We start from the raw sequence: 20903 nt of genomic DNA on the forward strand, positions 1-20903 counted from the left end.
AGCGTGATCAACGTCGGCCAGTCCATCGTCCTCGGCATCGTGGAGGGGCTGACCGAGTTCCTCCCGGTGTCCTCGACCGGGCACCTGAAGATCGCCGAGGGACTGATGGACGTCCCGGTCGACGACAAGGCGGTGGTCGGGTTCACCGCCGTCATCCAGGTCGGCGCCATCGCCGCCGTCCTGGTCTACTTCTTCTCCGACATCGTCCGGATCGTCCGGGCCTGGTTCACCGGCCTGGCGAACAAGGACGAGCGGTACCACCACGACTACAAGTTCGCCTGGTGGGTCATCTACGCGACCATCCCCGTCGTCATCGTCGGGATCGCCGCCAAGCCGCTCATCGAGGGGCCGCTGGCCTCGCTGTGGGTGGTGGCCGGATCGCTGATCGCCGGCAGCGTCGTGATGTGGCTCGCCGACCGGTTCGGCCGCAACAAGCGCGGCGAGGACGACACGAGCCTGCGGGACGCGATGCTCGTCGGCAGCTCGCAGATCCTCGCGCTGCTGTTCCCGGGCTTCTCCCGCTCCGGCGCGACGATCTCCACGGGGCTGCTGCTGAACCTGGACCGCGTCGCGGCCACCCGCCTGTCGTTCTTCATGGGCATCCCCGCGCTGACCGGCGCCGGCCTGTACGAGCTGCCGGGCGCCCTCGGGTCCGGCGCGGACGCGCTCCCGCTCGCCATCGGGACCGCGGTGTCGTTCGTGGTCGCCTACGCCTCGATCGCCTGGCTGCTGCGGTACGTCGCGCGGCACACCTTCACCGCGTTCGTGGTGTACCGGGTCGCCGTCGGCCTGCTGCTGTTCGGCCTGCTCGGTGCCGGGACGCTGAACGGCTGACCCGCCCCGCCCCCGGGCCCGGCGGGGGTGCCGGTGATCACCGGCGCGGCCGTGCGGCAGACTGGCGACCGTCCGCACGGCCGGCCCGCGGACCGCGCGTCCGACCGTGTCCACACCCGCATACGGAGCGTTGCGCAGACATGACAGACCAGATGCAGGCCGGGACCGTCGCGATCACCGGCCACGAGGGGGCCGAGCTCGAGGCGTACCTGGCCCGCCCGCTCGGCGACCGGCCGCGCGGCGGCGTGGTCGTGATCCACCACCTGCCCGGCTACGACGAGGGCACCAAGCAGATCACCCGCACCCTCGCCGCGCGCGGGTACGCGGCGATCTGCCCGAACCTGTACTCGCGGGAGGGCAAGGGCGTCAGCCCCGACGACCAGGCCGCCGCCGCCCGCGCCAAGGGCGGCGTCCCCGACGAGCAGCTCGTCGGGGACGTGGCGGGCGCCGCCGCGCACCTCAACTCGCTGGAGGGCGCCAACGGGAGGATCGGCGTGATCGGGTTCTGCTCGGGCGGCCGGCAGGCGTTCCTGGCGGCGGTGTCGCTGGACATCGACGCGGCCGTCGACTGCTACGGCGCCTTCGTGGTGAAGGAGCCGCCGGCGGAGTTCCCGTTGCAGGCCCGGCCGCTGATCTCCAGGGCGGGCGACCTGTCCTGCCCGCTGCTCGGGCTGTTCGGCGAGGACGACCAGTTCCCCGCGCCGGACGAGGTCGCCGTGCTGGACGCGGAGCTGACCAGGCTCGGCAAGGAGCACGAGTTCCACAGCTACCCCGGCGCCGGGCACGCGTTCTTCTCCGTCGAGCGGACCGCCTACCGGCCCGAGGCCGCGGTCGACGGCTGGAAGCGGATCCTCGACTTCTACGGCCGGCACCTGGCGTCCTGAAGCCCGCGTCCCGAGGGAGGACCCCCGCATGTGCACTTACCAGACGCACAAGGTCGAGCTGGCCGGCGCCGCCAAGGGCGCGTCCGGCTGGTTCACGCTGACGGACGGGGCGGTTTACGTCGACCACCCGTTCCATTCGACGAACGAGCACACGCTCAACATCGACTTCACGAACCCGTCCGACGGGCCGTCCGCGCGGGTCGCGGTGGAGCTGACCGAGGAGGCGGCGCTCGCGCTCGTCGAGGCCATCCAGAAGGCCCTCGCCTCGGCGCCGCCCGGCATGGCCTCCGCCACCGGGCCGCGCCCCGCCTGAACGCACCCCGCCTGAACGCACACCGCCTGAACGCGCCCCGCCGGTGGCGGCGGGGAGGGCGTCCTCGTGATCCATCTGGCATTTCATGGTAAATCGGTCGGAATAGTTGCATAAGGCCCGCCCGGCGTGTTCTCATACCGGCATGCGCCCCCGGCACCGCCTCGTCCGCCGCCGCCACGTGGACCTGCTCCGCGTGGCCGCCGCGCGCTGTCCGGCCTGACGATCCGCCCGCGGCTCCGCAGGGCCCCCGCCCGCGGACCTCCGCCCCGCCCGTCCAGACCCACCGAGGCCACGCGCCCTCACCGAGGACGCGCACCGCCCCCTGCACGAGGAACACGTCCCCCCATGCCCAGATTCAGCACACCCCTGCCCGCGAAACCCCCGTTCACCAGGTCGCTGCTCACCAAGGCGGCGCCCGCCGTCGCGCTCGCGCTGGCGGCGGCCGGCTGCGGGGCGTCTGCGCGGGGCGCCACCGGCACCATCAAGATCGGCTACTTCCAGGGCGCCGTCGCCGGCCCCGAATCGGTCGTCCTGGCGAACAAGGACCTGGCCGGCAAGGTGCCGGGAACGATCCAGCTGCGGCCGATCGACAGCGGCGTCGCCGGCATGGCGCAGCTGCGCGCCGGCGCGTTCCCGTTCGTCGCCGGCGTCGGCAACCCGCCGTTCACCGGCGCCTTCACCAGCGGCACCGAGGTGAAGGCCGTCTACGTCGAGGGCATCGACGCCTCCGGCCTGGCCGTGAACGACAAGATCAAGGCACCGGGCGACCTGCGGAAGGTCGGCGTGCTGGTCGGGTCCACGCTGGACTTCCAGCTGCGCGGCTGGCTCAAGACCCGGGGCCTGGCCGGCAAGGTGCAGGTCGCCAGCTTCGCCAGCGAGGCCGCCGAGGCCGCCGCCTGGAAGGCCGGGAAGATCGACTCGGTCTACATCAGCCAGTCGTTCCTGCTCGAACTGCAGAAGCACAAGGCGCGCGTGCTGGTGCGCTCCACCGACATCGCCGCGCTCGGCTACGCGGCGGTCAACATGCTGGCGGTGTCCTCGCCGTACGCGAAGCAGCACCCGGACGTGGTGCAGGCGCTCGTCTGCCAGATGTCGAAGGCGGAGGCGCTGGTCAAGGGCCCGCAGGCCGAGCGCTACATCCGCCCCGCGGCCAAGTACGTCGGCGTCACGCCCGAGGACGCGGTCGCCGCGACCAGGACCTACCCCTACATCCCCGCGTCGGAGGAGGCGTCGTGGCTGAAGGGCCCGGACGGGACGGCCGCGACCGGCCGGCTCGCCCAGAACTTCAAGCTCACGGCCGAGTTCCTCGTCACGCAGGGCCGCGCGAAGAGCGTGCCGGATCCGCAGAAGATCGCCCAGCACATCGACCCGAGCTTCTGGGACAAGGCCCAGTCGGGAGGCTGCAAGTGAGCGCCATCGAGACGAGCCCGGCCCTCGCCGAGGCCGGCGTCGCCGACGAGCCCGCCGGGGTGCGGCTGCGGGACGTCAGCAAGACCTTCAGCCGGCGGCGCCGGGCGGGACGTCCCGCGCTGGACGGGGTGACCCTGGACGTGCGGCCGGGCGAGTTCCTGTGCCTGCTCGGGCCGTCGGGCTGCGGCAAGTCGACGCTGCTGAACATCGTCGCCGGGTTCACCGAGGCCGACTCCGGCGAGGTGCTGGTGGGCGGCCGGCCGGTCACCGGCCCGGGCCACGACCGGGGCGTGCTGTTCCAGACGCCGAACCTGTTCCCGTGGCTGACGACCTGGCAGAACGTCCTGTACGGGCCGAAGGCGCGCGGCGCGCTGACCCCGCGGGTGCGGGAGGAGGCCGAGCGGCTGCTGGAGACGGTCGGGCTCGCCGACGCCCGCGACGCCTACCCGCACGAGCTGTCCGGCGGGATGCGGCACCGGGCCGCGTTCGCGCGGGTGCTGGTCAACCGGCCGGGCGTGCTGCTGATGGACGAGCCGTTCGGCGCGCTGGACGCCATCACCCGCGCCGCCATGCAGCGGTTCCTGCTGGAGCTGTGGCAGAAGCACCGCACCACCATCGTGTTCGTGACGCACGACGTGGAGGAGGCGGCGCTGCTCGGCGACCGGGTGTGCGTGCTGTCCGCGCCGCCCGCCGGCACCAAGGACGTCATCGACATCGACCTGCCGCGCCCCCGCGCCTACGAGGACACCGAGACGCTCGCGTTCGTGAACGCCAAGCGCCGCATCCGGGAGGTGCTGGAGCGATGACGACGACGGCCGAGGCCCCCGCGGCCACCGCCTCCCCCTCCGGTCCGGCCCGCGCGCCGCGCTCGTGGCGGCGCGTCTGGACGGGCGCCGGCGCGCTCGCCCTCGCCCTGGTGATCTGGGAGATCGCGGCGCTCGTCATCGGCGACACCGTGACGCTGCCGACCGTCACCGAGACCGCGCGCACGCTCACCGAGTACCTCACCAAGCCGTACCCGGAGGTGCAGGGCAAGACGCTCGTCGCGGACGCGCTGATCAGCACCGGGCGGATCCTGGCCGGGTTCCTGCTCGGCACCGCCGCCGGGCTCGCGCTCGGCGCGTCCATGGCCGGGATCCGGGTGGTCCGCGAGCTGGCCGACCCGCTCATCGCGGTGATGCGGCCGCTGCCGCCGATCGCGTTCATTCCGCTGCTGGTGGTGTGGTTCGGCATCGGCGAGACCTCGAAGATCGCGCTGATTTTCTTCGGGGTGCTGCCGGTGGTGACGGTCGCGACGCTCGGCGCGCTCGACGCCGTCCCGCCCGACCTGCTGAACGCCAGCCGCAGCCTGGGCGCCTCGCAGCTGCGCACGATGCTGCACGTGCGGCTGCGCGCGGCCGTGCCCGGCGTCATCACCGGGATGCGGATCGCGATGGGCGGCGCGTGGACCGCCATCATCGCCGCCGAGATGATCGCCGCGACCGGCGGCGTCGGCTACCTGATCCTGCAGGCCGGCAACTACCTCCAGACGCCGCTGATCTTCAGCGGGATCGCCGAGATCGCCGTGCTCGGCTTCGCCTTCGACGGCCTGCTGCGGCTGCTGCTGCGGCTGGCCGACCCCACCGTCCGCCGCTAGAAAGGGAAAGAACCATGACCGAGTTCCGCCGCATCGGCGGCCGCATCGGGGCCGAGTACACCGGGACCGACCCGAACGGGCTGCCCTTCGAGGAGGTCAACGAGGCGCTGCTGGCGCACAAGGTGCTGGTGTTCCGCGGCGCCGGCCTCGACGACGAGGGCCAGCTCCGCTTCGCCTCCCGGTTCGGGGAGCTGACCAGGGCGCACCCGACCGTCCCGTCCGTGGACGGCCAGCCCGACATCCTCCCGGTGAACGGCGAGGAGGGCATCCGGTCCAACAACTGGCACACCGACGTCACGTTCGTCCGGACGCCGCCGAAGCTCAGCACGCTGCGCGCCCTGGTCGTCCCGCCGTACGGGGGCAACACGCTCATCGCCAACTCCGCCGCCGCCTACCGGGACCTGCCCGAGCAGCTGCGCGACTTCGCCGATCGGCTGTGGGCCGTGCACACCAACGACTACGACTACGCGGTGCCGCGCAGCAACACCGAGAAGGCCCTCGAATACCGGAAGGTGTTCACCGCGCGCCGCTACCAGACCGCCCACCCGGTCGTGCGGGTGCATCCGGAGACGGGCGAGCGCGGCCTGTTCATCGGCGGGTTCGCGCAGAAGATCGTGGGGCTGTCGGGCACCGAGTCGCGCGACATCCTGCGGCTGCTGCAGCGGTACGTGACGCGTCCGGAGAACATCGTGCGGGTGGCGTGGAACCCCGGCGACCTGGTCCTGTTCGACAACCGCATCACCCAGCACTACGCGCCGGACGACTACGGCGACCTGCCGCGCACGCTGCACCGCGTCACCGTCGCCGGCGACGCTCCGGTGGGCGTGAACGGCGAGACCAGCTACATCATCGAGGGCGACGACGCCGGGCACTACACCCCGGCCGCGGCCGCCGCCACCGCCGCCTGACGTCCGGAGCGAGACGCCATGCCGGGGACGCCCCGGCATGGCGTCTCCCCATGCGTGCGCGCACGCTTACATCCTGTTACCTCAAGGGAAGGTCATTGCCTGTTGTAGTCGTCCCAAAGCTGTGAGTAACTGGTTCCGGCCGACCACGCCATGATCCAGCGAGGGGGACGACGATGGACGAGTGCAGCGTTGCCCGCGGACCCGGCTGCGGGACGGACGGGCCGGCGCACGCGACCGGGCCCGACCCCGCGGCGGCCGAGCGGGTGAGCCGGCTGCTGTCCGGTCCCAGCGGGCTCGGCACGTCCGCGGCGCGCATCCTGGACGCGCTCCGCGCCGCACCGCCCCCGCCGGCCGCCCCCGCACCCGCGACGCCGGAGCCGGACGCCCTCGCCCCTGACGCCTTCCCTGAAACCCCCGCCGAGCCGGACGCCGCCCTCCCGGTCCTGCCGACACCGGTGCCGAGCCCGACCCGCCAGGGCGGCCTCTTCTCGCCGGGCTACGCCGAACGCGAGTGGGGCGATGGCTCGTTCCCGCCGCTGTACTGCCCGCTGACCGCGCGGATCGACGACGACCTCGCCCGGGTGGTCAACGACCGGCTGGTCGAATGGGCCGGCGAGGTCGGGATCTACGCCGACCAGCTGGACAAGTTCCGCAACACCGGGTTCGGGCGGCTGGCCGTCCTCGCCCACCCCGAGACCGACGACGTCGACGCGCTGCTGCTCGCCGCGAAGATGAACGCCGCCTGGTGGGCGTGCGACGACTACTACGCCGACGAGAGCGACCTCGGCGCCACCCCCACCGAGCTGCCGCCGCGGCTGGCGCTGGTGATGTCGGCGATGGACCCGCCGCCCGACGCGGGCAAGTACAGCCTCCAGCTGGACGAGGCCGTGCGGGCCGATCCGGTGCTGGTCGCGCTGCGCTCGGCCACCGGGCACCTGAAGCGCCACTCCGGGCCGTCGCAGCTGATGCGGATCCTCAACACCACGTTCCAGATGTACGTGAGCTGGACGGCCTACGCGGCCTGGCGGCACCTCGGCGAGCTGCCGCCGGTGTGGCGCTACCTCGCCGCCCGCCAGCACGACAGCTTCTACACCTCGATGACGCTGATCGACGTCGTCGGCGGCTACCAGCTGGACGCCAACCTGTTCTACGAGCCGCGCGTGCACCGCGCGGTCATGCAGGCGGGCACCGCGTCGGTCATCGTCAACGACCTGCACTCGGTGGAGCGGGAGGCCGCAGACGACCTGCCGGACTGCAACGTGGTCCTGCTGATCGCCGAGGAGGAGGGCTGCGCCCTCGAGGACGCGGTCCGGACGGCCGTGGCGATGCACAACGACTTCGTCCGCGGGTTCGAGGACAGCCAGCGGGAGCTGGCGTCCGTCCCGTCCGCCGAGCTGCAGCGCTTCCTGCTCGGCGTGCAGAGCTGGATGGCCGGCTGCCTCGAATGGCACGGCGCCTCCGACCGCTACAAGTGACGCCCCGCACCCACGAGAAAGGATCACCGGATATGACCGCGACCCAGGAGTCCCCGGTCCTCAGCAGCCTCTACCAGCACTCGGTCGCCGAGTACTGGAACGCCGAGCGCAACCCGGTCAACCTGCGGCTCGGCGAGGTGGACGGGATCTACCACCACCACTACGGCGTCGGCCCCGTGGACTGGACGGTCCTGGACGGCCCGGCCGAGACCCGCGAGCAGCGGACCATCGCCGAGCTGCACCGGCTGGAGAGCGCCCAGGCGGACCTGCTGATGAGCCACCTCGCGCCGGTCAAACCGTCCGACCGGCTGATGGACGCCGGGTCCGGGCGCGGCGGGTCCAGCCTGGTGGCCAACCAGCGGTTCGGCTGCCGGGTGGACGGGGTGTCGATCTCCGAGGCGCAGGTCGCGTTCGCCAACGAGCAAGCCGAGCGGCGCGGCGTGGCCGACAAGGTGCGCTTCCACTTCAAGAACATGCTCGACACCGGCTTCGAGACGGGGGCGTTCCAGGCGATCTGGAACAACGAGAGCACGATGTACGTGGAGCTCGGCCTGCTGTTCGCCGAGCACGCGCGGCTGCTGAGGCGCGGCGGCCGCTACGTGTGCATCACCGGCTGCTACAACGACGCCTACGGGCTGCCCTCGCGGGCCGTCAGCGAGATCAACGCGCACTACATCTGCGACATCCACCCGCGCAGCACCTACTTCCGCGAGATGGCGGCGAACCGGCTCGTGCCGGTGAGCGTCGTCGACCTGACGTCCGCGACGATCCCGTACTGGGAGCTGCGCGCCAAGTCGACGCTGGCGACCGGCATCGAGGCGGCGTTCCTGGACGCCTACAAGGGCGGCAGCTTCCAGTACCTGCTCATCGCGGCCGACCGGGTCTGATCCCGAGAAGAGGGGGGCGGCCCGCCGGTGGGAGCACCGGCGGGCCGCGGGATTCCCGATCGAGGCGGGAGCGGCGGGCGTCAGCTCGCCAGGAAGGTGCGGACGGAGTTCAGCACCACCGTGTCGGTGAGGTAGGTGAGGTGGTTCTCGCAGGGCACGTAGTTGTTGGTGGCCCCGCTCAGCATGGTGCTGGTGTAGGGGTTGATGACGCCGTCGCACGGCGAGTACCAGGTGGCGTACCGGGTGTCGCCGGGCGTCTCGTCACCGGCGGACAGGGTCTGGATGAATGACGAGCCGGGCGACATCTGCTGGCAGGTGACGAACGTCAGGCAGGCGTAGGCGGCGGTGGTGCCGTGGTTGGCGCCGGCGAGGGAGGCCAGGTGCCGGACGTACCGCTGGCCGCCGAGCTCCTTGATGTACCACCAGCTGACGAGGCCGCCCATCGAGTGGTTGACGATGTCGACCTGGGAGGCGCCGGTCCGCGACCGCACCTGGTCGACGTAGGAGGCGAGGCTGGCCGCGTTGGCCTTGTTGTCGCCGTAGGAGTTGTAGTTGAAGGCGAACATCTCGTTGCTGCTGTAGCCGGCCGCGGCGAACACCGCCTCCGCGGTGACCCAGTTGGACGCGCTGCCGGTGTAGCCGTGGACGAAGACCACGGGCGTGTGCCCGGCCGCATGCGCGGGCGCGCTCACACCGACGACGGCACCGAGCACGGTGACCGCCGCGGTCAGGAGTGTGCCGAGAATCCGGCGCATCTGCTCCTCCTCGGGGGGTGGGGGTTTCGTCACCGAGTGTCGGTGCGGCCGCCGGTCGCCGCATCGGCGAAATCACCGGTCTCGCGTGTCCGGTGCCTGCTCACGCTGGAACGTCGCGTAGAGCCACCACAGCGACGGCAGGAGCAGCAGCGCGCCGACGCCGAGGGAGGCGAGGCTCGCGACGAGGACGGAGTCGGTGGCCGCGGCCTGGTCGAGGTCGACGCCGGGCAGCAGGTGCGGGTACTGGCCGGCGCCCCATCCCCACAGCAGGCCGACGACGGCGAGCGCGGCGGTGGCGCGGACGGCGACGTACGCGCGCCGCCACAGCAGGACGATCGACGCGATCCCGGCCGCGATCGACACCACGAGCAGCGGCAGCCCGCGCCCGGACGTCAGCCCGGTGAACAGCCGCGGCGCGTCGGCGTGCAGGACGGCGAGGCCGCCGGCCGAAAGGACGCCGACCACCGCGCCCGCGGCCAGCGCCCGCCGCCGGAACCGCTCGGACAGCTCGGGGTGCCCGCCGCGCTCGGCGTCCCGGGTGAGGTAGACGGCGGCGAGGTAGGCGGCGACGCCGACCGCGAGGCCGCCGCTGATCAGCGAGGTGGGGTTCACCCAGCTCGTCACGAGGTCGCCCTTGGCCAGCCCCGGCGGGACGCGGAAGGAGGCGATCGCGCCGGCCACCGTGCCGAGGAAGAACGGGGTCACGAGCGAGGAGAACGCGAACGTGAAGCCGAACAGCCGCTGCTGCCACAGCGCCGTGCTGGCCTTGCGGAACGCGAACGCGGCGCCGCGCGCGATGATGCCGAGCGCGGCGAGCGTCAGCGGGATGTAGAGGGTGGAGGCGAGCGCCGCGAACACCGCCGGCACGCCCGTCCAGGTGACCACGAGGACGAAGATGAGCCAGACGTGGTTGGTCTCCCACACCGGGCCGATGGAGTGCTCGATCTGGGCCCGCTGCGACCGGCCGCGCTCGCTGCCGCCGGCGAGCAGGTCCCAGACGCCGCCGCCGAAGTCGGCGCCGGCGAACAGCACGTAGGCGCTGAGGCCGATCCACAGCACGGCGAGCAGGATCGCGGCCGCCACGGGTCAGACCACCGTGAACCCGGTGACGTCCTGCTCCTGCGGCGCGATCGGGACCGGCTTGTCGCGGGCCATGCGCCGCAGCACGTACACCGACGCGACGGTGAGCACGGCGTACACGATCCCGACCAGCGCGGCTCCCCAGACCAGGCCGGGCGCCGGGTTGACGGCGTCGGCCGTGCGCAGGACCCCGTAGACGATCCAAGGCTGCCGTCCGACCTCCGTCACCGCCCATCCTGATTCGAGCGCGCCGACGGCGGCGACGCCCGACACCGAGGTGGCCAGCAGGAACCACCGGGTGCGGGGCATGTCGCGGCGCCACCACCAGTACAGGCCGAGCCACAGCGCCAGCAGCAGCATCGCGAAGCCGAGGCCGACCATCACCTGGAAGCCCCAGTGCACGATGTTCACCGGCGGGCGGGCCTCGGGCGGCACCGTGTTCAGGCCGACGATCTCGGCGTGCGGGTCGCCATGCGCCAGCAGCGACAGCCCGTCCGGGATCCCGACCGCGTAGCGCAGCTCGCCGTCGACGGCGACGCCGGCGATGTGCAGCGGGACGCCGCGCGCCGTCTCGAACACGCCCTCCATCGCGGCGAGCTTGATCGGCTGGTGGTCGGCGACGAACCGCGCCGCCCAGTCGCCCACGACGACCTGCGGCAGCGCGACGGCGGCGGCGACGGTGAACGGCAGCAGCAGGCCGAGCCGGTGGTAGCGGTCGCGGCGCCCGCGCAGCATCGCCACCGCGTACACCGACGCGATGCCGAACCCGGCGACCATGAACGCGGCGAGGATCATGTGGACGGTCTGGGACGGGAACGACGGGTTGAACATGGCCCGCCAGGGGTGCACCTCCACGATGCGGCCGTTCACGGCCCGGAAGCCGACGGGCGCCTGCATCCACGCGTTCGCGGTCACCACGAAGAACGCGCTGAGCACGCCGGCGACGACGATCGGCACGCCGGACAGCAGGTGCTTCACCGGGCTCAGCCGGTCCCACGCGTACAGGTACAGGCCGAGGAAGATCGCCTCGATGAAGAACGCGATGCCCTCCAGCGAGAACGGCAGCCCGATGACCTGCCCGTAGACGCCCATCATCCCGGGCCACAGCAGGCCCATCTCGAACGACAGGATCGTCCCGGACACCGCGCCGACGGCGAACAGCACGCCCATCGCGCGGCCCCACCGGCGCGCCAGCAGCCGGTAGTTGGCGTCGCCGGTGCGGTGGCCGCGCCATTCGGCGATCAGGGTGATGGCGGGCATGCCGACGCCGAGGCAGGCCAGCACGATGTGCCAGCCGAGCGAGACCGCCATCTGCGTCCGCGCGGCCACCAGGTCGCCCGGGGTCGCGCCGGCCGCCAGCTGCCCCATCACGGTCACGTGCCGCTCCCCGGATTCCGTCCGCGCATCGGTCCGGCGGGGTCGTACCCGGGGCGCCGCGCGGCGACGCGGCGGCCGGGACGATCATGGGCGGCCGTTGACCATTCCGGGTGTCAGCCCTGGGCGCGGCGGGCGCGGGCGCGGCGCTTGCCCTCGTGCATCGCCTGCACGCGGGCGATCGGGATGGTGTGGCCCTCCTCCACCAGGTCGGCGGGCAGCGGGCGCGCGGCGGGCATCAGCTCGGTCCACGGGTCGCGGTCGGCGAGCAGGCGGGCCGCCGTGCGGATCGTGAAGGCGCGGGGGTCGGCGGTGTCGAGCTCGTCCCAGGGGAGGGGGAACGACACCGGGGTGCCGAGCCTGATGCGCGGGCTGTAGGCGGCGGCGACGGTCGCGCCGCCCGCCCGGGTCGAGTCGAGGAACACCTTGCCGGCGCGGTCGTCGCGGATGAACGCGGTGGTGGCGAGGGCCGGGTCGAGGCGCTCGGCGCGGGCGGCGAGCGCGCGGGTCGCCGCCGCGGCGTCCTCGGCGGTCGTGCGGCCGTCGAGGGGGACGAACACGTGCACGCCCTTGGACCCGCTGGTCTTCACCGCGCCGTCGAGCCCGCAGTCGCCGAGCGCCCGGCGCACCAGGTGGGCGGCGCCGACGGCGGCGGAGAACGGGCCGCCCTCCGGCGGGTCGATGTCCATCACCAGGTGGGTGGGGCGGCCGGGGTCGGCGGCGAGGGCGAGCGGCGGGTGGTACTCCACGGCGCGCTGGTTGGCGAACCACAGGAGCGTCGGGCGGTCGTCGCACAGCGCATAGGACACCTCCCGTTGCGACGTCTCGGCCCACACGGTGACCCGCCGAACCCACGGCGGCGTGTACTTCGGCAGGTTCTTCTGCATGAACGGCTTCTGGCCGCGCAGCACGCGGATGACCGACAGCGGGCGGCCCGCCAGCTGCGGGACGAGCCGCCCCGCGACGGCGTCGAGGTAGTCGACCAGGTCGCGCTTGGTCGCCTCGGCGCCGTCGAACAGCGGCTGGTCGAGGTTGGTCAGCCGGACACCGTCCCGCTCCTCTTCGGTGCTCACACCCCCACCTTCGCACGCGCCTCCGACAGGCCGGTCGGGTAGCGTCGTGGCGTGTACATTCCCGCCCATTTCTCGGCCGATGACGGCGCGGTGCGCGGCCTGCTCCGCGGCTGCGGCGCGGCCGACCTCGTGACGAGCACGCCGCGCGGCCTCGTCGCGACGTTCCTGCCCGTCCTGTACGACCCGGAGATCGGCGAGCACGGCGCGCTGCTCGCGCACGTCGCCCGCAACAACGACCAGTGGAAAGAGCCCGCGCAGGGCGAGTCGCTGTTCATCGTGCACGGGCCCGACGCGTACGTGACGCCGTCGTGGTACGCGTCCAAGGCCGAGCACGGGCGAGTCGTGCCCACGTGGAACTACCTCACCGCGCACGTCTACGGACGATTGGTCGTGCACGACGACCCGGAGTGGCTGGACTCGCTGGTGCGGCGGCTCACCGGCAAGTACGAGGCGGGCCGGGCGGACGCCTGGTCGGTGGACGACGCGCCGCCGCAGTACATCGCCGGCCAGTTGCGCGCGATCGTCGGCCTTGAGCTGGTCATCACCCGGATCGAGGCGAAGGCCAAGATGAGCCAGAACCGGCCCGCGGCCGACCGGGACGGCGTCGCCGCGGGCTACCTCGCCGAGGGCGACCCGATCATGGCCGAGGCGGTGCGCGCAGCGGCGGAACCGGCGGAGACGCGGCGACGGTGAACGCCCGCACGGTCAGCCCGGTCCTCGTCGGGCGCGAGCGCGAGTCCGCCGCGCTCGGCGCCGCGTTCCGCGCCGCCCGGGACGGCACGCCGTCGGCGGTGCTGCTCGGCGGCGAGGCCGGGGTGGGCAAGACCCGGCTGGTGGGCGAGTTCGCCGCCGGCGCCCGCGCCGAGGGCGCGCGGGTGCTGGTCGGCGGCTGCCTGGAGCTCGGCACCGAGGGGCTGCCGTTCGCGCCGTTCACCGCGGCGCTGCGCGGGCTCGTCCGCGACCTCGGCGTGGACGGGGTGCGCGGGCTGCTGCCCGCCGGCGCGGGCGACGGCCTGGCCCGGCTGCTGCCCGACTTCGGCGACGCCGACGCGGGCGCGTTCACCGCCGAGTCGCGGGCGCGGCTGTTCGAGCTGGTGCTGACGCTGCTGGAGCGGCTCGCCGCGGCGGGCCCGGTGGTGCTGGTCGTCGAGGACGCGCACTGGGCGGACGCCTCGACCCGCGACCTGCTGACGTTCCTGGTCCGCAACCTGAGCGGCGGCGACGCGCTGCTGGTCGTCGTGACGTACCGGACCGACGAGCTGCACCGCGCGCACCCGCTGCGGCCGGTGCTCACCGAGCTGGAGCGCGTCGAGCACGTCGCCCGGATCGAGGTCGGCCGGCTCGGCCGGGACGGGGTGCGCGACCTCGTGCACGGCATCCTCGGCGCCGAACCGCCGGCGGGCGCGCTCGCGGACGTGTTCGAGCGCAGCGAGGGCAACCCGCTGTTCGTCGAGGCGCTGGTCGGCTCCGGCGGCGGCCGGGACCTGCCGGAGTCGCTGCGCGACCTGCTGCTCGGCGCCGTCCAGCGGCTGCCGGAGGACACCCAGGAGATCCTGCGGGTGGCGGCGGCCGGCGGCGCGCGGATCGAGCACGAGCTGCTGGCGGCGGTCGCCGGGCTGGACGATCGGGAACTGACCCGGGGGCTGCGGCCCGCCGTCGCGGCCAACACGCTCGTCGTCGACGGCGACGGCTACGCCTTCCGGCACGCGCTCATCCGCGAGGCCGTGCACGACGACCTGCTGCCCGGCGAGCGGACCCGGCTGCACGTCCGGTACGCGCGGGTGCTGGAGGAGCGCCCGGAGCTGATGCCGGACCGGGCGCGGGCGGTGACGCTGGCGCACCACTGGCATGCCGCGCACGACGTCGTGCGGGCGCTGACCGCCGCGTGGCGGGCGGTCGGCGAGACGCGCCGGGCGCTCGCCTACGCCGAGGCGCTGCGGATGGCGTCGCGGGTGCTGGAGCTGTGGGACCGGGTGCCGGACGCGGCGCAGCGCATCGGCGTCCCGCACGTCCAGGTGATGGAGGAGGCCGTGACGCTGGCCGACCTCGCAGGCGAGCCCGACACCGGGGCCCGGCTGGCGACGGAGGCGCTGCGGCACGAGGAGGCGTCGGGCGACCCGGTGCGCGCGGCCCGCTTCTACGAGCTGCGCGGCATGATGCGGCTGCGGTCGGGCAGCGACAAGGCCCCCGCCGACCTGCGCGAGGCGGCCCGGCTGGTGCCCGCCGACCCGCCGTCGGCGGCGCGGGCGCGGGTGCTCGCGACGCTCGCCGAGAAGATCAACGGCCTGCACGGCACCCGTCCCGAGGCGGTCGCGGCGGCGCGGGAGGCGCTGGAGGTCGCGCGGGCCGTCGGGGAGACCGAGGTGGAGCTGTCGGTCGAGCTGGACATGGCGTGGATCGACCTGTTCGACCAGGACGACCCGGAGGCGCACATCGCGCGGCTCGAACGGGTCGCCGAGCGGGCCGTGGAGGCGCGGGCCTTCACCCCGCTGCTGCGCGCGATCACCAACCACTCCGACGTGCTGGAGATGTACGGGCGGCACGAGGAGTCCGCCGCGGTGGCCGCCGCGGGCGTCGCCACGGCGGAGGAGTACGGCCTCGCCCGGTCGGCCGGCGCCTACCTGTCGATCAACGCCGCCGAGCCGCTGGTCTCGCTCGGCCGGTGGGACGAGGCGCTCGCGGTGATAGGGCGGACGCTGCCGCGGACGTCGGCGGGCGTCATCCGGGCCGGGCTGCACAATCTGGGAGGGGCGGTCGCGCTCGCGCGCGGCGACGTCGCCGCCGCCGAGCGGCACGCCGCGCAGGCGCCGCAGCTCATCGCGCGGGGCGCGGCGCGGCGCGCGCAGAACCTGTTCCCGGTGTGCCGGCTGGACGCGGCGATCGCGCTGGCGCGGGGCCGTCCGGCCGACGCCCTGGAGGCCCTCGGCCCGGTCCTCACCGACGTCGGCCTTCCCGACGACACCCGGTACGCGCTGCCGGGGCTGATCGTGGCCGCCACCGCGTGCGCGGAGCTGGACGACGCCGGGACGCTGGCGGCGGTGCGCGCCCGCGTGGAGGGGCTGCGGATCTACGGTCCGGTTCAGGAGGCGTACCGGCTGACGTTCGCCGCGGAGGCGGCGCGCGCCGAAGGCGTCCTCGACGGGCCGGCATGGGACGCGGCGGCCGAGGCGTGGGACGCGCTGCACCGGCCCTATGAGACGGCGTTCGCGCTGGCCGGGGCGGGCGAGGCCGCCCTCGCCACGGGCGACCGCGACGGCGCCGGCGTCGCGCTGCGCCGGGCCGTCGAGCTGGCCGACGGGCTGCGGGCGGTCCCGCTGCGCGAGCGCGCCGCCGACCTCGCGCGCCGCGCCGGGGCCGCCCTCGACGGCGAGCGCCCCGCCCCCGGGCTCGGCCTGACACCGCGCGAGACGGAGGTGCTGCGGCTCGTCGCCGCCGGGCGCAGCAACCGGGAGATCGCCGAGGCGCTGTTCATCTCGGTGAAGACCGCCAGCGTGCACGTGTCGAACATCCTCGGCAAGCTCGGCGTGGCCGGGCGCGGCGAGGCCGCCGCCCGCGCGCACCGGCTGAGGCTGTTCGACTGAGTCTCAGGGGCCGGGGCGCAGCGGGACGATGCGGGTGGTGACGCGGGCGTGCGGGCGGTCGCCGGCGCCGGGCGCGCGGCCGCAGGTGTGGGACGCGATGTCGCCGCCGACGTGCAGGCCCGTCGGGACGAGCCGGTTGGTCCGGAACGCCAGCGACGGGTCGCGCAGCATCGGGTTCGTCCAGGGGATCAGCTCCGACAGCAGCGCGAACGTCGGGTCGATCACCTTGGTGACGCCGTCGTCGTCCACGACCTCGACCCAGGCGTGCACGACGTCGGGCAGCCCGACGACCCAGCCGATCCGGGTGGTGGCCTGCACGCCCTCCTCCCGGCACAGCCGCTCGATGTAGCGGCTGGCGGCGCCGCAGCCGGCGAAGCCGCGCGGGACGAGGTCGGGGTCGTCGCGCAGCTCCACCGGCAGCCGGAGGAAGCGCGGCTCGGCGCCCATGAACTCGCGGACGATCGCGCGCAGCACGGGCGAGCGCAGCACCGGGCAGTCGCCGACCGTCCGCAGCACCGCGGAGATCGCCATCGCGGGACCGGACGACCGCGCGGTCGTCGCGGCGGCGTCGGGGGCCGCGGCGACCCGGCGCCCGCCGCGCGCCGGATGCGCCCGGACGTTGCGGACCGCTCCGCCGTAGGCGCCGGTGCGGGGACGCGCGAGGGCGTTGCGGGCGTCGGGACGGCACCCGTCGGGGTCGCCGCAGGCCACGCGGAGCTCGAACCGGGAGACGCGGGGCGCGATGAGGTCCTCGCACGACGAGCGGGTCCACCGCAGCAGGGAGGCGACCTCCCGCTCGACCGGCGTGCGTCCGGTGCCGGAGTACAGGGCGAGGTTGAACAGGTCGCGCGAGTCGAACCGCTCCTGGCCGGGCTCGCCGGTGCGGGGCAGGCCGTGCCGGGCGAGCGCGGTCAGCGTCCGGTCGTCGCAGGCGAGCATCCCGGCGGCCTCGGCGCGCCCGGTGTCGGGCCGGTGGTACTCGGGCGGGATGACGTAGAGGCCGTCCAGCGCGCGCAGTAACCGGCGGTCGACGCCGCCCGCGCTGCGGGCTCGTGCCTTGCCTGTGGATCCGGTGCCCATGTCAGCGCATCACGATCCGGCGGTCGGACGGGTCGAGGGCGCGGGTGCGGCGGCGGCTGGCCGGTACGCCCTCGCGGACGTCCATGTCGGGTACCTCCGGATCGCGCGGCGTACGGGCGGCCTGGACGATGTGGGCGATCTGGCTTTCCAGCATGTGTATCACCGACCCGGGACCGGCATTCGTATTGGGTCCGTACATGGGGCAGAACTTCGGGGAACCTCCGAGGGCCATTCCCCCGTAGGCTCGCGCTCCGCCCCGCCACGCCTCGTCCAGGTCCCGCTCAGTGAGACCTGTGAACCGCATCCGCGCGGCGGGGCCGCGGGTGCGGAACCCGGCACCCGCGACCGCGATCGACGGCCGTCCCGGCATGCCCGTCACCTCCCGCACTGTTGGCGCTACGCCAATAGTGCCGGACGAGGCGCCGAAAGGGAACGCGGCGGCCCCGCGCGTCAGCCCCGCGTGTCAGCCCCGGGCGGCGGGGCGCCAGGGCGAACCGGGCTCGGTGGCGCGCGGCCGCTCGGCCACGCGCAGCCCGTAGGTGGGGGCGCCGGCCGGGGAGGCCGACGGGACCGGTCCCAGGTAGGCGTGGCCCGTCAGGTGGCACCAGGCGGGCAGGTCGATCGGGGCCGCGGGGTCACTGGCGATCAGATGGACGACCGTGCCGGGTTCCAGATCCGCGAGCCGCCCGCGCAGTTCCAGCAGCAGGCGCACGCAGGAGCGGTCGCCGCCGTCGATGACCACCGGTTCCGAGCCCATCCGCGTCCCCCTGTCCTCGCCCCACAAAGCGAGCCATCTCCCCCTTAAGGGAAATATAGGGCTTTGCGACCTCCGGTTCACCGCGGAACATCCCGCGGCCGGCGATCGTTGTCCCTACGGGCCGGAGTACCGGACGGTGCTCGGCGGCCCCGGCAGGAGCGCCGACGACGTCGATCAGCCCGTCCCGGCGCACGCTTCGGAGAACGGCGCCCGCACGGGCGCGCCCGGCACGGCCGGGCGTTCGAGGGATCCTCGCGAACGCCATCCCAGGGAACCGCCTGTGATCGCGCATGCGCGCATCCGAAGCGACGAATCGGTATCAACGGGAAGTGAGCGCGATGATCGGCGAAATGAGGGAGCGGCGTCCCACTCTTGACCATTTCTTTCAGGTTTCGTCCAGCTTTGGGGCTTACAGTCGCAGTGAAGCACCCCCAGTTGTCACCCACGTGAGGAACCTGACCTTGGGGCGAGCCATGGATCTCGGAGCAGCGCGAGTGGAGAGCACGCAGACCTGCGGGACGGTGACGTTCCCCGCCGAGGTCGACCTGAGCAACGGCGAGGCGATCCTCGCCCAGTCGCTCGGGCTGCTCGACTCCGGGACGCGCGCCCTCATCCTCGACCTGTCCGGCTGCACGTTCTGCGACTCCAACGCGCTGAACGTGATCCTGCGCTCGCAGATGCGGGCCACCGAGCTCGGCGTGCCGATGTGGGTGGTGCTGCCGAAGCGCGGCATCGTCCGCCGGGTCGCCGAGGTCGCGGGCCTGCCGCGCCGCGTCGCCATCGCACCCGACGTGGCGACCGCGCGCGAGGCGCTCGCCGTCCCCGTGACGCACGCCTGACGCCCGCGTCCCGCGCCCGCACCGACAGGCGGGCGCGGGACGCGAGGCGGCCGCAACCGACGAGCGGGCCGCCCCGTCCGCGAACCGGTGCCGACCGGTCAGGCAGGCCCGCCGAGCAGCCCGCCGCCGGCGGACCGGCAGGCGGTGAACACCGAGCCGAGCCCCTCCCGGTCGATGATCTCGCGGAGCCGGCCGGGCAGCCCGGGCAGCGACAGGCAGCCGCCCTCGGCCGCGACCCGCCAGCGGATGCCGAGCAGCACGGGCAGCGGGTCGCAGCGCACCCCGACCCGGTCGCCCATCCGCACCATCAGGTGCCGCAGGTTCCCCTCGACCAGCGAGGTCAGCGTCTCGCCGAGCCGCCGGACGGTGATGTGGTCCAGGACCCCCGACAGGTGCACCACGGTGTGGTCGCCGTCGCCGGCCTCGGCCGTGGTGATGAGCAGGTCGGGCGCGGCCGCGGACGGCGCCGCCGCGAACCCGGCGTCGGCCGGGTGCAGGGCCCGGATGGCGTCCAGCACGTGGCCGGTGTCGACGTCCGCGGTCCGCGCCGGCGGCGCGGGCGCCGCGGTGGCCTGCGCGACGTCCTCGAACACCGGGACCAGGCTGGACAGGCCGGTGAGGTGCAGCGCGCGCCGGACGGGCGCGGCCGTCGCGGGCACCACGGCCCGCAGCGGGCAGCCGAGCAGCCGGGCCCGGGTCTCGGTGCGGGCCAGCAGCACCAGCCCGGACGCGTCCAGCAGGATCGAGTCGCCGAAGTCGACGACGACCCCCCTGCGCGGCACGGCCGCGACCGCGGCGTCCGGGGCGAGCGCGCCGCCGGCCGCCGACAGCGCCCGGCACACCCCCTCCCGGATCCCCGCGTAGTTGTGCCAGCTGATCTGCGCGGGCATCCGCAGTACGACGAACCCTCGCCGGGTGTCCATCCGCAGGCCCGGCACGGTGGTGTCCTTCATCTGTCACATCCCGATCGGGGTACTCGCGGCGGCACGGGCCGTCCTCGGCCCGGCCGTGCCCGGCGGCACGGCGGTGGTCGGGGGCGCGGAGGGGAGCGCGGCGGCGGCCGGGCCGTGCGGCCCCGGCGCCCGCTCGCCGTCCGGACGGGGCGGCCGGGCGCCGCGCACGACGCCCGTCAGCCGGGACGCCGCGAGGCGCTCGATGGTCCGGGCGTCGGGCCGCATCCCGAGATGGGTGCAGCAGCGCCACAGATCGTCCACGCAACGGCGCACGTGCTCGGCCGGAATGCCGGCGAAGCGGGCGCGCAGCCGGGCCACGAGGTCATCGCGCGTCGGTACGACCGATGGCGACATCTCCCAGCGCTCCACTGTCCCTCCGATCGCTTTGGACGGGGCGACGGGTCGCCCGTCCGGGCTGGTCATCAGCTGCCCGCGCGGCAGGTTCTGAGCTTGGGAACGACCTACCCGGGGCCTGCGGCGAAAACGGTGCCGACGCTAAAGAACGGGGCATGACACGCCCGACGGGTGCAAAGGTCCGCGAGTCGCCTGTCGGCCGGCCGCGGCGCCGCCGAACCGGCGGCGCGGTCACGGAGAGTACGGAGATTTTTACTGATGGTTGCCTGTCGCGCACGTCCCCGCGACGGGCGGCGGGCATTGCTGATCTAGACGTCGCCGACACTCCGGGATGGCCCATGCACGACCAGTCGAGGTACTTCACCTGCCGAACGTCCGGCCAGGTCACCGGCCCGGAGGCCGGTCACGGGCCGGCCCGGAGCGGGCTGCCGGCGGAGTCGGTCCGGCAGGCGGCGGGCGCGATCCCCGATCCCTTCGCCGAGGAGTCGCCGCGGACGCCGCACTGGTTCAAGACGGCGGTGTTCTACGAGGTGTCGGTCCGCGGGTTCTGCGACTCCAACAACGACGGCTACGGCGACCTGCGCGGCCTCATCTCCAAACTCGACCATCTGGAATGGCTCGGCGTCGACTGCCTGTGGCTGCTGCCCATCTACCAGTCACCGCTCAAAGACGGCGGCTACGACATCTCCGAGTACACCAGGATCCTCCCC

General features: G+C 73.9%; 22 protein-coding genes. 13 read left to right on the plus strand and 9 right to left on the minus strand.

Translation table 11 applies throughout. The features are described from left to right. The first annotated feature begins 3 nt into the window (after positions 1–3). The 9 genes from QP089_RS25230 (at position 4) to QP089_RS25270 (ending at position 8347) form a co-directional block, all read left to right on the plus strand. Positions 4–834 (plus strand): undecaprenyl-diphosphate phosphatase, encoded by an 831-nt coding sequence (locus QP089_RS25230; RefSeq protein WP_285914526.1) that lies wholly within the window; start codon positions 4–6, stop codon positions 832–834. Positions 835–974: 140 nt separating this feature from the next. Then, the gene (locus tag QP089_RS25235; RefSeq protein WP_285914487.1) at positions 975–1718 is read left to right on the plus strand and encodes a dienelactone hydrolase family protein; all 744 of its coding nucleotides are present in this window, start codon (positions 975–977) and stop codon (positions 1716–1718) included. Positions 1719–1746: 28 nt separating this feature from the next. Beyond that, positions 1747–2031 (plus strand): DUF6295 family protein, encoded by a 285-nt coding sequence (locus tag QP089_RS25240; protein ID WP_285914489.1) that lies wholly within the window; start codon positions 1747–1749, stop codon positions 2029–2031. A 345-nt stretch (positions 2032–2376) separates the two neighbouring features. After that, positions 2377–3441 carry a type 2 periplasmic-binding domain-containing protein gene (locus QP089_RS25245; protein WP_285914490.1) on the plus strand — a complete coding sequence of 355 codons (1065 nt, stop codon included), beginning with the start codon at positions 2377–2379 and terminating at the stop codon, positions 3439–3441. Next, a complete protein-coding gene (locus QP089_RS25250; protein WP_285914491.1) occupies positions 3438–4247 on the plus strand; it encodes an ABC transporter ATP-binding protein in 810 nt (269 codons plus the stop codon). Before QP089_RS25245 ends, QP089_RS25250 begins: the two co-directional genes overlap by 4 nt. After that, entirely contained in the window at positions 4244–5077 is an 834-nt protein-coding gene (locus tag QP089_RS25255; protein WP_285914492.1) for an ABC transporter permease, read from the plus strand. Before QP089_RS25250 ends, QP089_RS25255 begins: the two co-directional genes overlap by 4 nt. Before the next feature lie 14 nt (positions 5078–5091). Next, the gene (locus QP089_RS25260; protein ID WP_285914493.1) at positions 5092–5985 is read left to right on the plus strand and encodes a TauD/TfdA dioxygenase family protein; all 894 of its coding nucleotides are present in this window, start codon (positions 5092–5094) and stop codon (positions 5983–5985) included. Between the two features lie 173 nt (positions 5986–6158). Then, the gene (locus tag QP089_RS25265) at positions 6159–7460 is read left to right on the plus strand and encodes a family 2 encapsulin nanocompartment cargo protein terpene cyclase (RefSeq protein WP_285914494.1); all 1302 of its coding nucleotides are present in this window, start codon (positions 6159–6161) and stop codon (positions 7458–7460) included. A 32-nt stretch (positions 7461–7492) separates the two neighbouring features. Then, positions 7493–8347 (plus strand): geranyl diphosphate 2-C-methyltransferase, encoded by an 855-nt coding sequence (locus tag QP089_RS25270; protein ID WP_285914495.1) that lies wholly within the window; start codon positions 7493–7495, stop codon positions 8345–8347. 80 nt (positions 8348–8427) lie between these two features. Here QP089_RS25270 and QP089_RS25275 read toward each other — a convergent pair whose 3' ends face one another. From QP089_RS25275 to QP089_RS25290, 4 genes are all read right to left on the minus strand, one after another. Then, positions 8428–9102, minus strand: a complete 675-nt coding sequence (locus QP089_RS25275) for an esterase/lipase family protein (RefSeq protein ID WP_285914496.1) — start codon at positions 9100–9102, stop codon at positions 8428–8430. A gap of 72 nt (positions 9103–9174) precedes the next feature. Continuing rightward, complete coding sequence (locus QP089_RS25280; protein ID WP_285914498.1) at positions 9175–10185, minus strand: cytochrome d ubiquinol oxidase subunit II; 1011 nt, start codon at positions 10183–10185, stop codon at positions 9175–9177. Between the two features lie 3 nt (positions 10186–10188). After that, positions 10189–11550: a cytochrome ubiquinol oxidase subunit I gene (locus tag QP089_RS25285; RefSeq protein WP_285914527.1), complete on the minus strand. Its 1362-nt coding sequence runs from the start codon at positions 11548–11550 to the stop codon at positions 10189–10191. Positions 11551–11672: 122 nt separating this feature from the next. Next, entirely contained in the window at positions 11673–12629 is a 957-nt protein-coding gene (locus tag QP089_RS25290) for a DNA polymerase domain-containing protein (RefSeq protein WP_285914499.1), read from the minus strand. 51 nt (positions 12630–12680) lie between these two features. On the opposite strand from QP089_RS25290, the gene QP089_RS25295 reads away from it, so the two are divergent. Next, positions 12681–13322, plus strand: a complete 642-nt coding sequence (locus QP089_RS25295; protein ID WP_285914501.1) for an FMN-binding negative transcriptional regulator — start codon at positions 12681–12683, stop codon at positions 13320–13322. Continuing rightward, complete coding sequence (locus QP089_RS25300; RefSeq protein WP_285914502.1) at positions 13319–16210, plus strand: ATP-binding protein; 2892 nt, start codon at positions 13319–13321, stop codon at positions 16208–16210. Before QP089_RS25295 ends, QP089_RS25300 begins: the two co-directional genes overlap by 4 nt. A gap of 3 nt (positions 16211–16213) precedes the next feature. Here the strand turns inward: QP089_RS25300 and QP089_RS25305 are convergent, their stop codons facing one another. The 3 genes from QP089_RS25305 to QP089_RS25315 all read right to left on the minus strand — a co-directional run bounded on the left by QP089_RS25305 (position 16214) and on the right by QP089_RS25315 (position 18047). Continuing rightward, entirely contained in the window at positions 16214–17290 is a 1077-nt protein-coding gene (locus QP089_RS25305) for a hypothetical protein (RefSeq protein ID WP_285914503.1), read from the minus strand. Between the two features lies 1 nt (position 17291). After that, on the minus strand, positions 17292–17444 hold the full coding sequence (locus tag QP089_RS25310; protein WP_285914504.1) for a hypothetical protein: 153 nt from the start codon (positions 17442–17444) through the stop codon (positions 17292–17294). A 309-nt stretch (positions 17445–17753) separates the two neighbouring features. Next, positions 17754–18047, minus strand: a complete 294-nt coding sequence (locus tag QP089_RS25315; protein ID WP_285914505.1) for a sulfurtransferase TusA family protein — start codon at positions 18045–18047, stop codon at positions 17754–17756. Between the two features lie 494 nt (positions 18048–18541). Between QP089_RS25315 and QP089_RS25320 the strand changes: the two genes are divergently transcribed. Then, positions 18542–18886: an STAS domain-containing protein gene (locus tag QP089_RS25320; protein ID WP_285914506.1), complete on the plus strand. Its 345-nt coding sequence runs from the start codon at positions 18542–18544 to the stop codon at positions 18884–18886. Positions 18887–18984: 98 nt separating this feature from the next. Here the strand turns inward: QP089_RS25320 and QP089_RS25325 are convergent, their stop codons facing one another. Then, entirely contained in the window at positions 18985–19839 is an 855-nt protein-coding gene (locus QP089_RS25325; RefSeq protein ID WP_285914507.1) for an STAS domain-containing protein, read from the minus strand. 3 nt (positions 19840–19842) lie between these two features. Beyond that, positions 19843–20193, minus strand: coding sequence for a hypothetical protein (locus QP089_RS25330; protein ID WP_285914508.1), 351 nt, complete (start codon positions 20191–20193; stop codon positions 19843–19845). A gap of 338 nt (positions 20194–20531) precedes the next feature. Between QP089_RS25330 and QP089_RS25335 the strand changes: the two genes are divergently transcribed. Then, positions 20532–20903, plus strand: a 372-nt coding sequence (locus QP089_RS25335; protein ID WP_285914509.1) for an alpha-amylase family glycosyl hydrolase, incomplete at its 3' end; no start/stop codon positions are given.

The sequence above is a fragment of the Actinomadura opuntiae genome (genome assembly GCF_030283205.1).
Classification (GTDB): domain Bacteria; phylum Actinomycetota; class Actinomycetes; order Streptosporangiales; family Streptosporangiaceae; genus Spirillospora.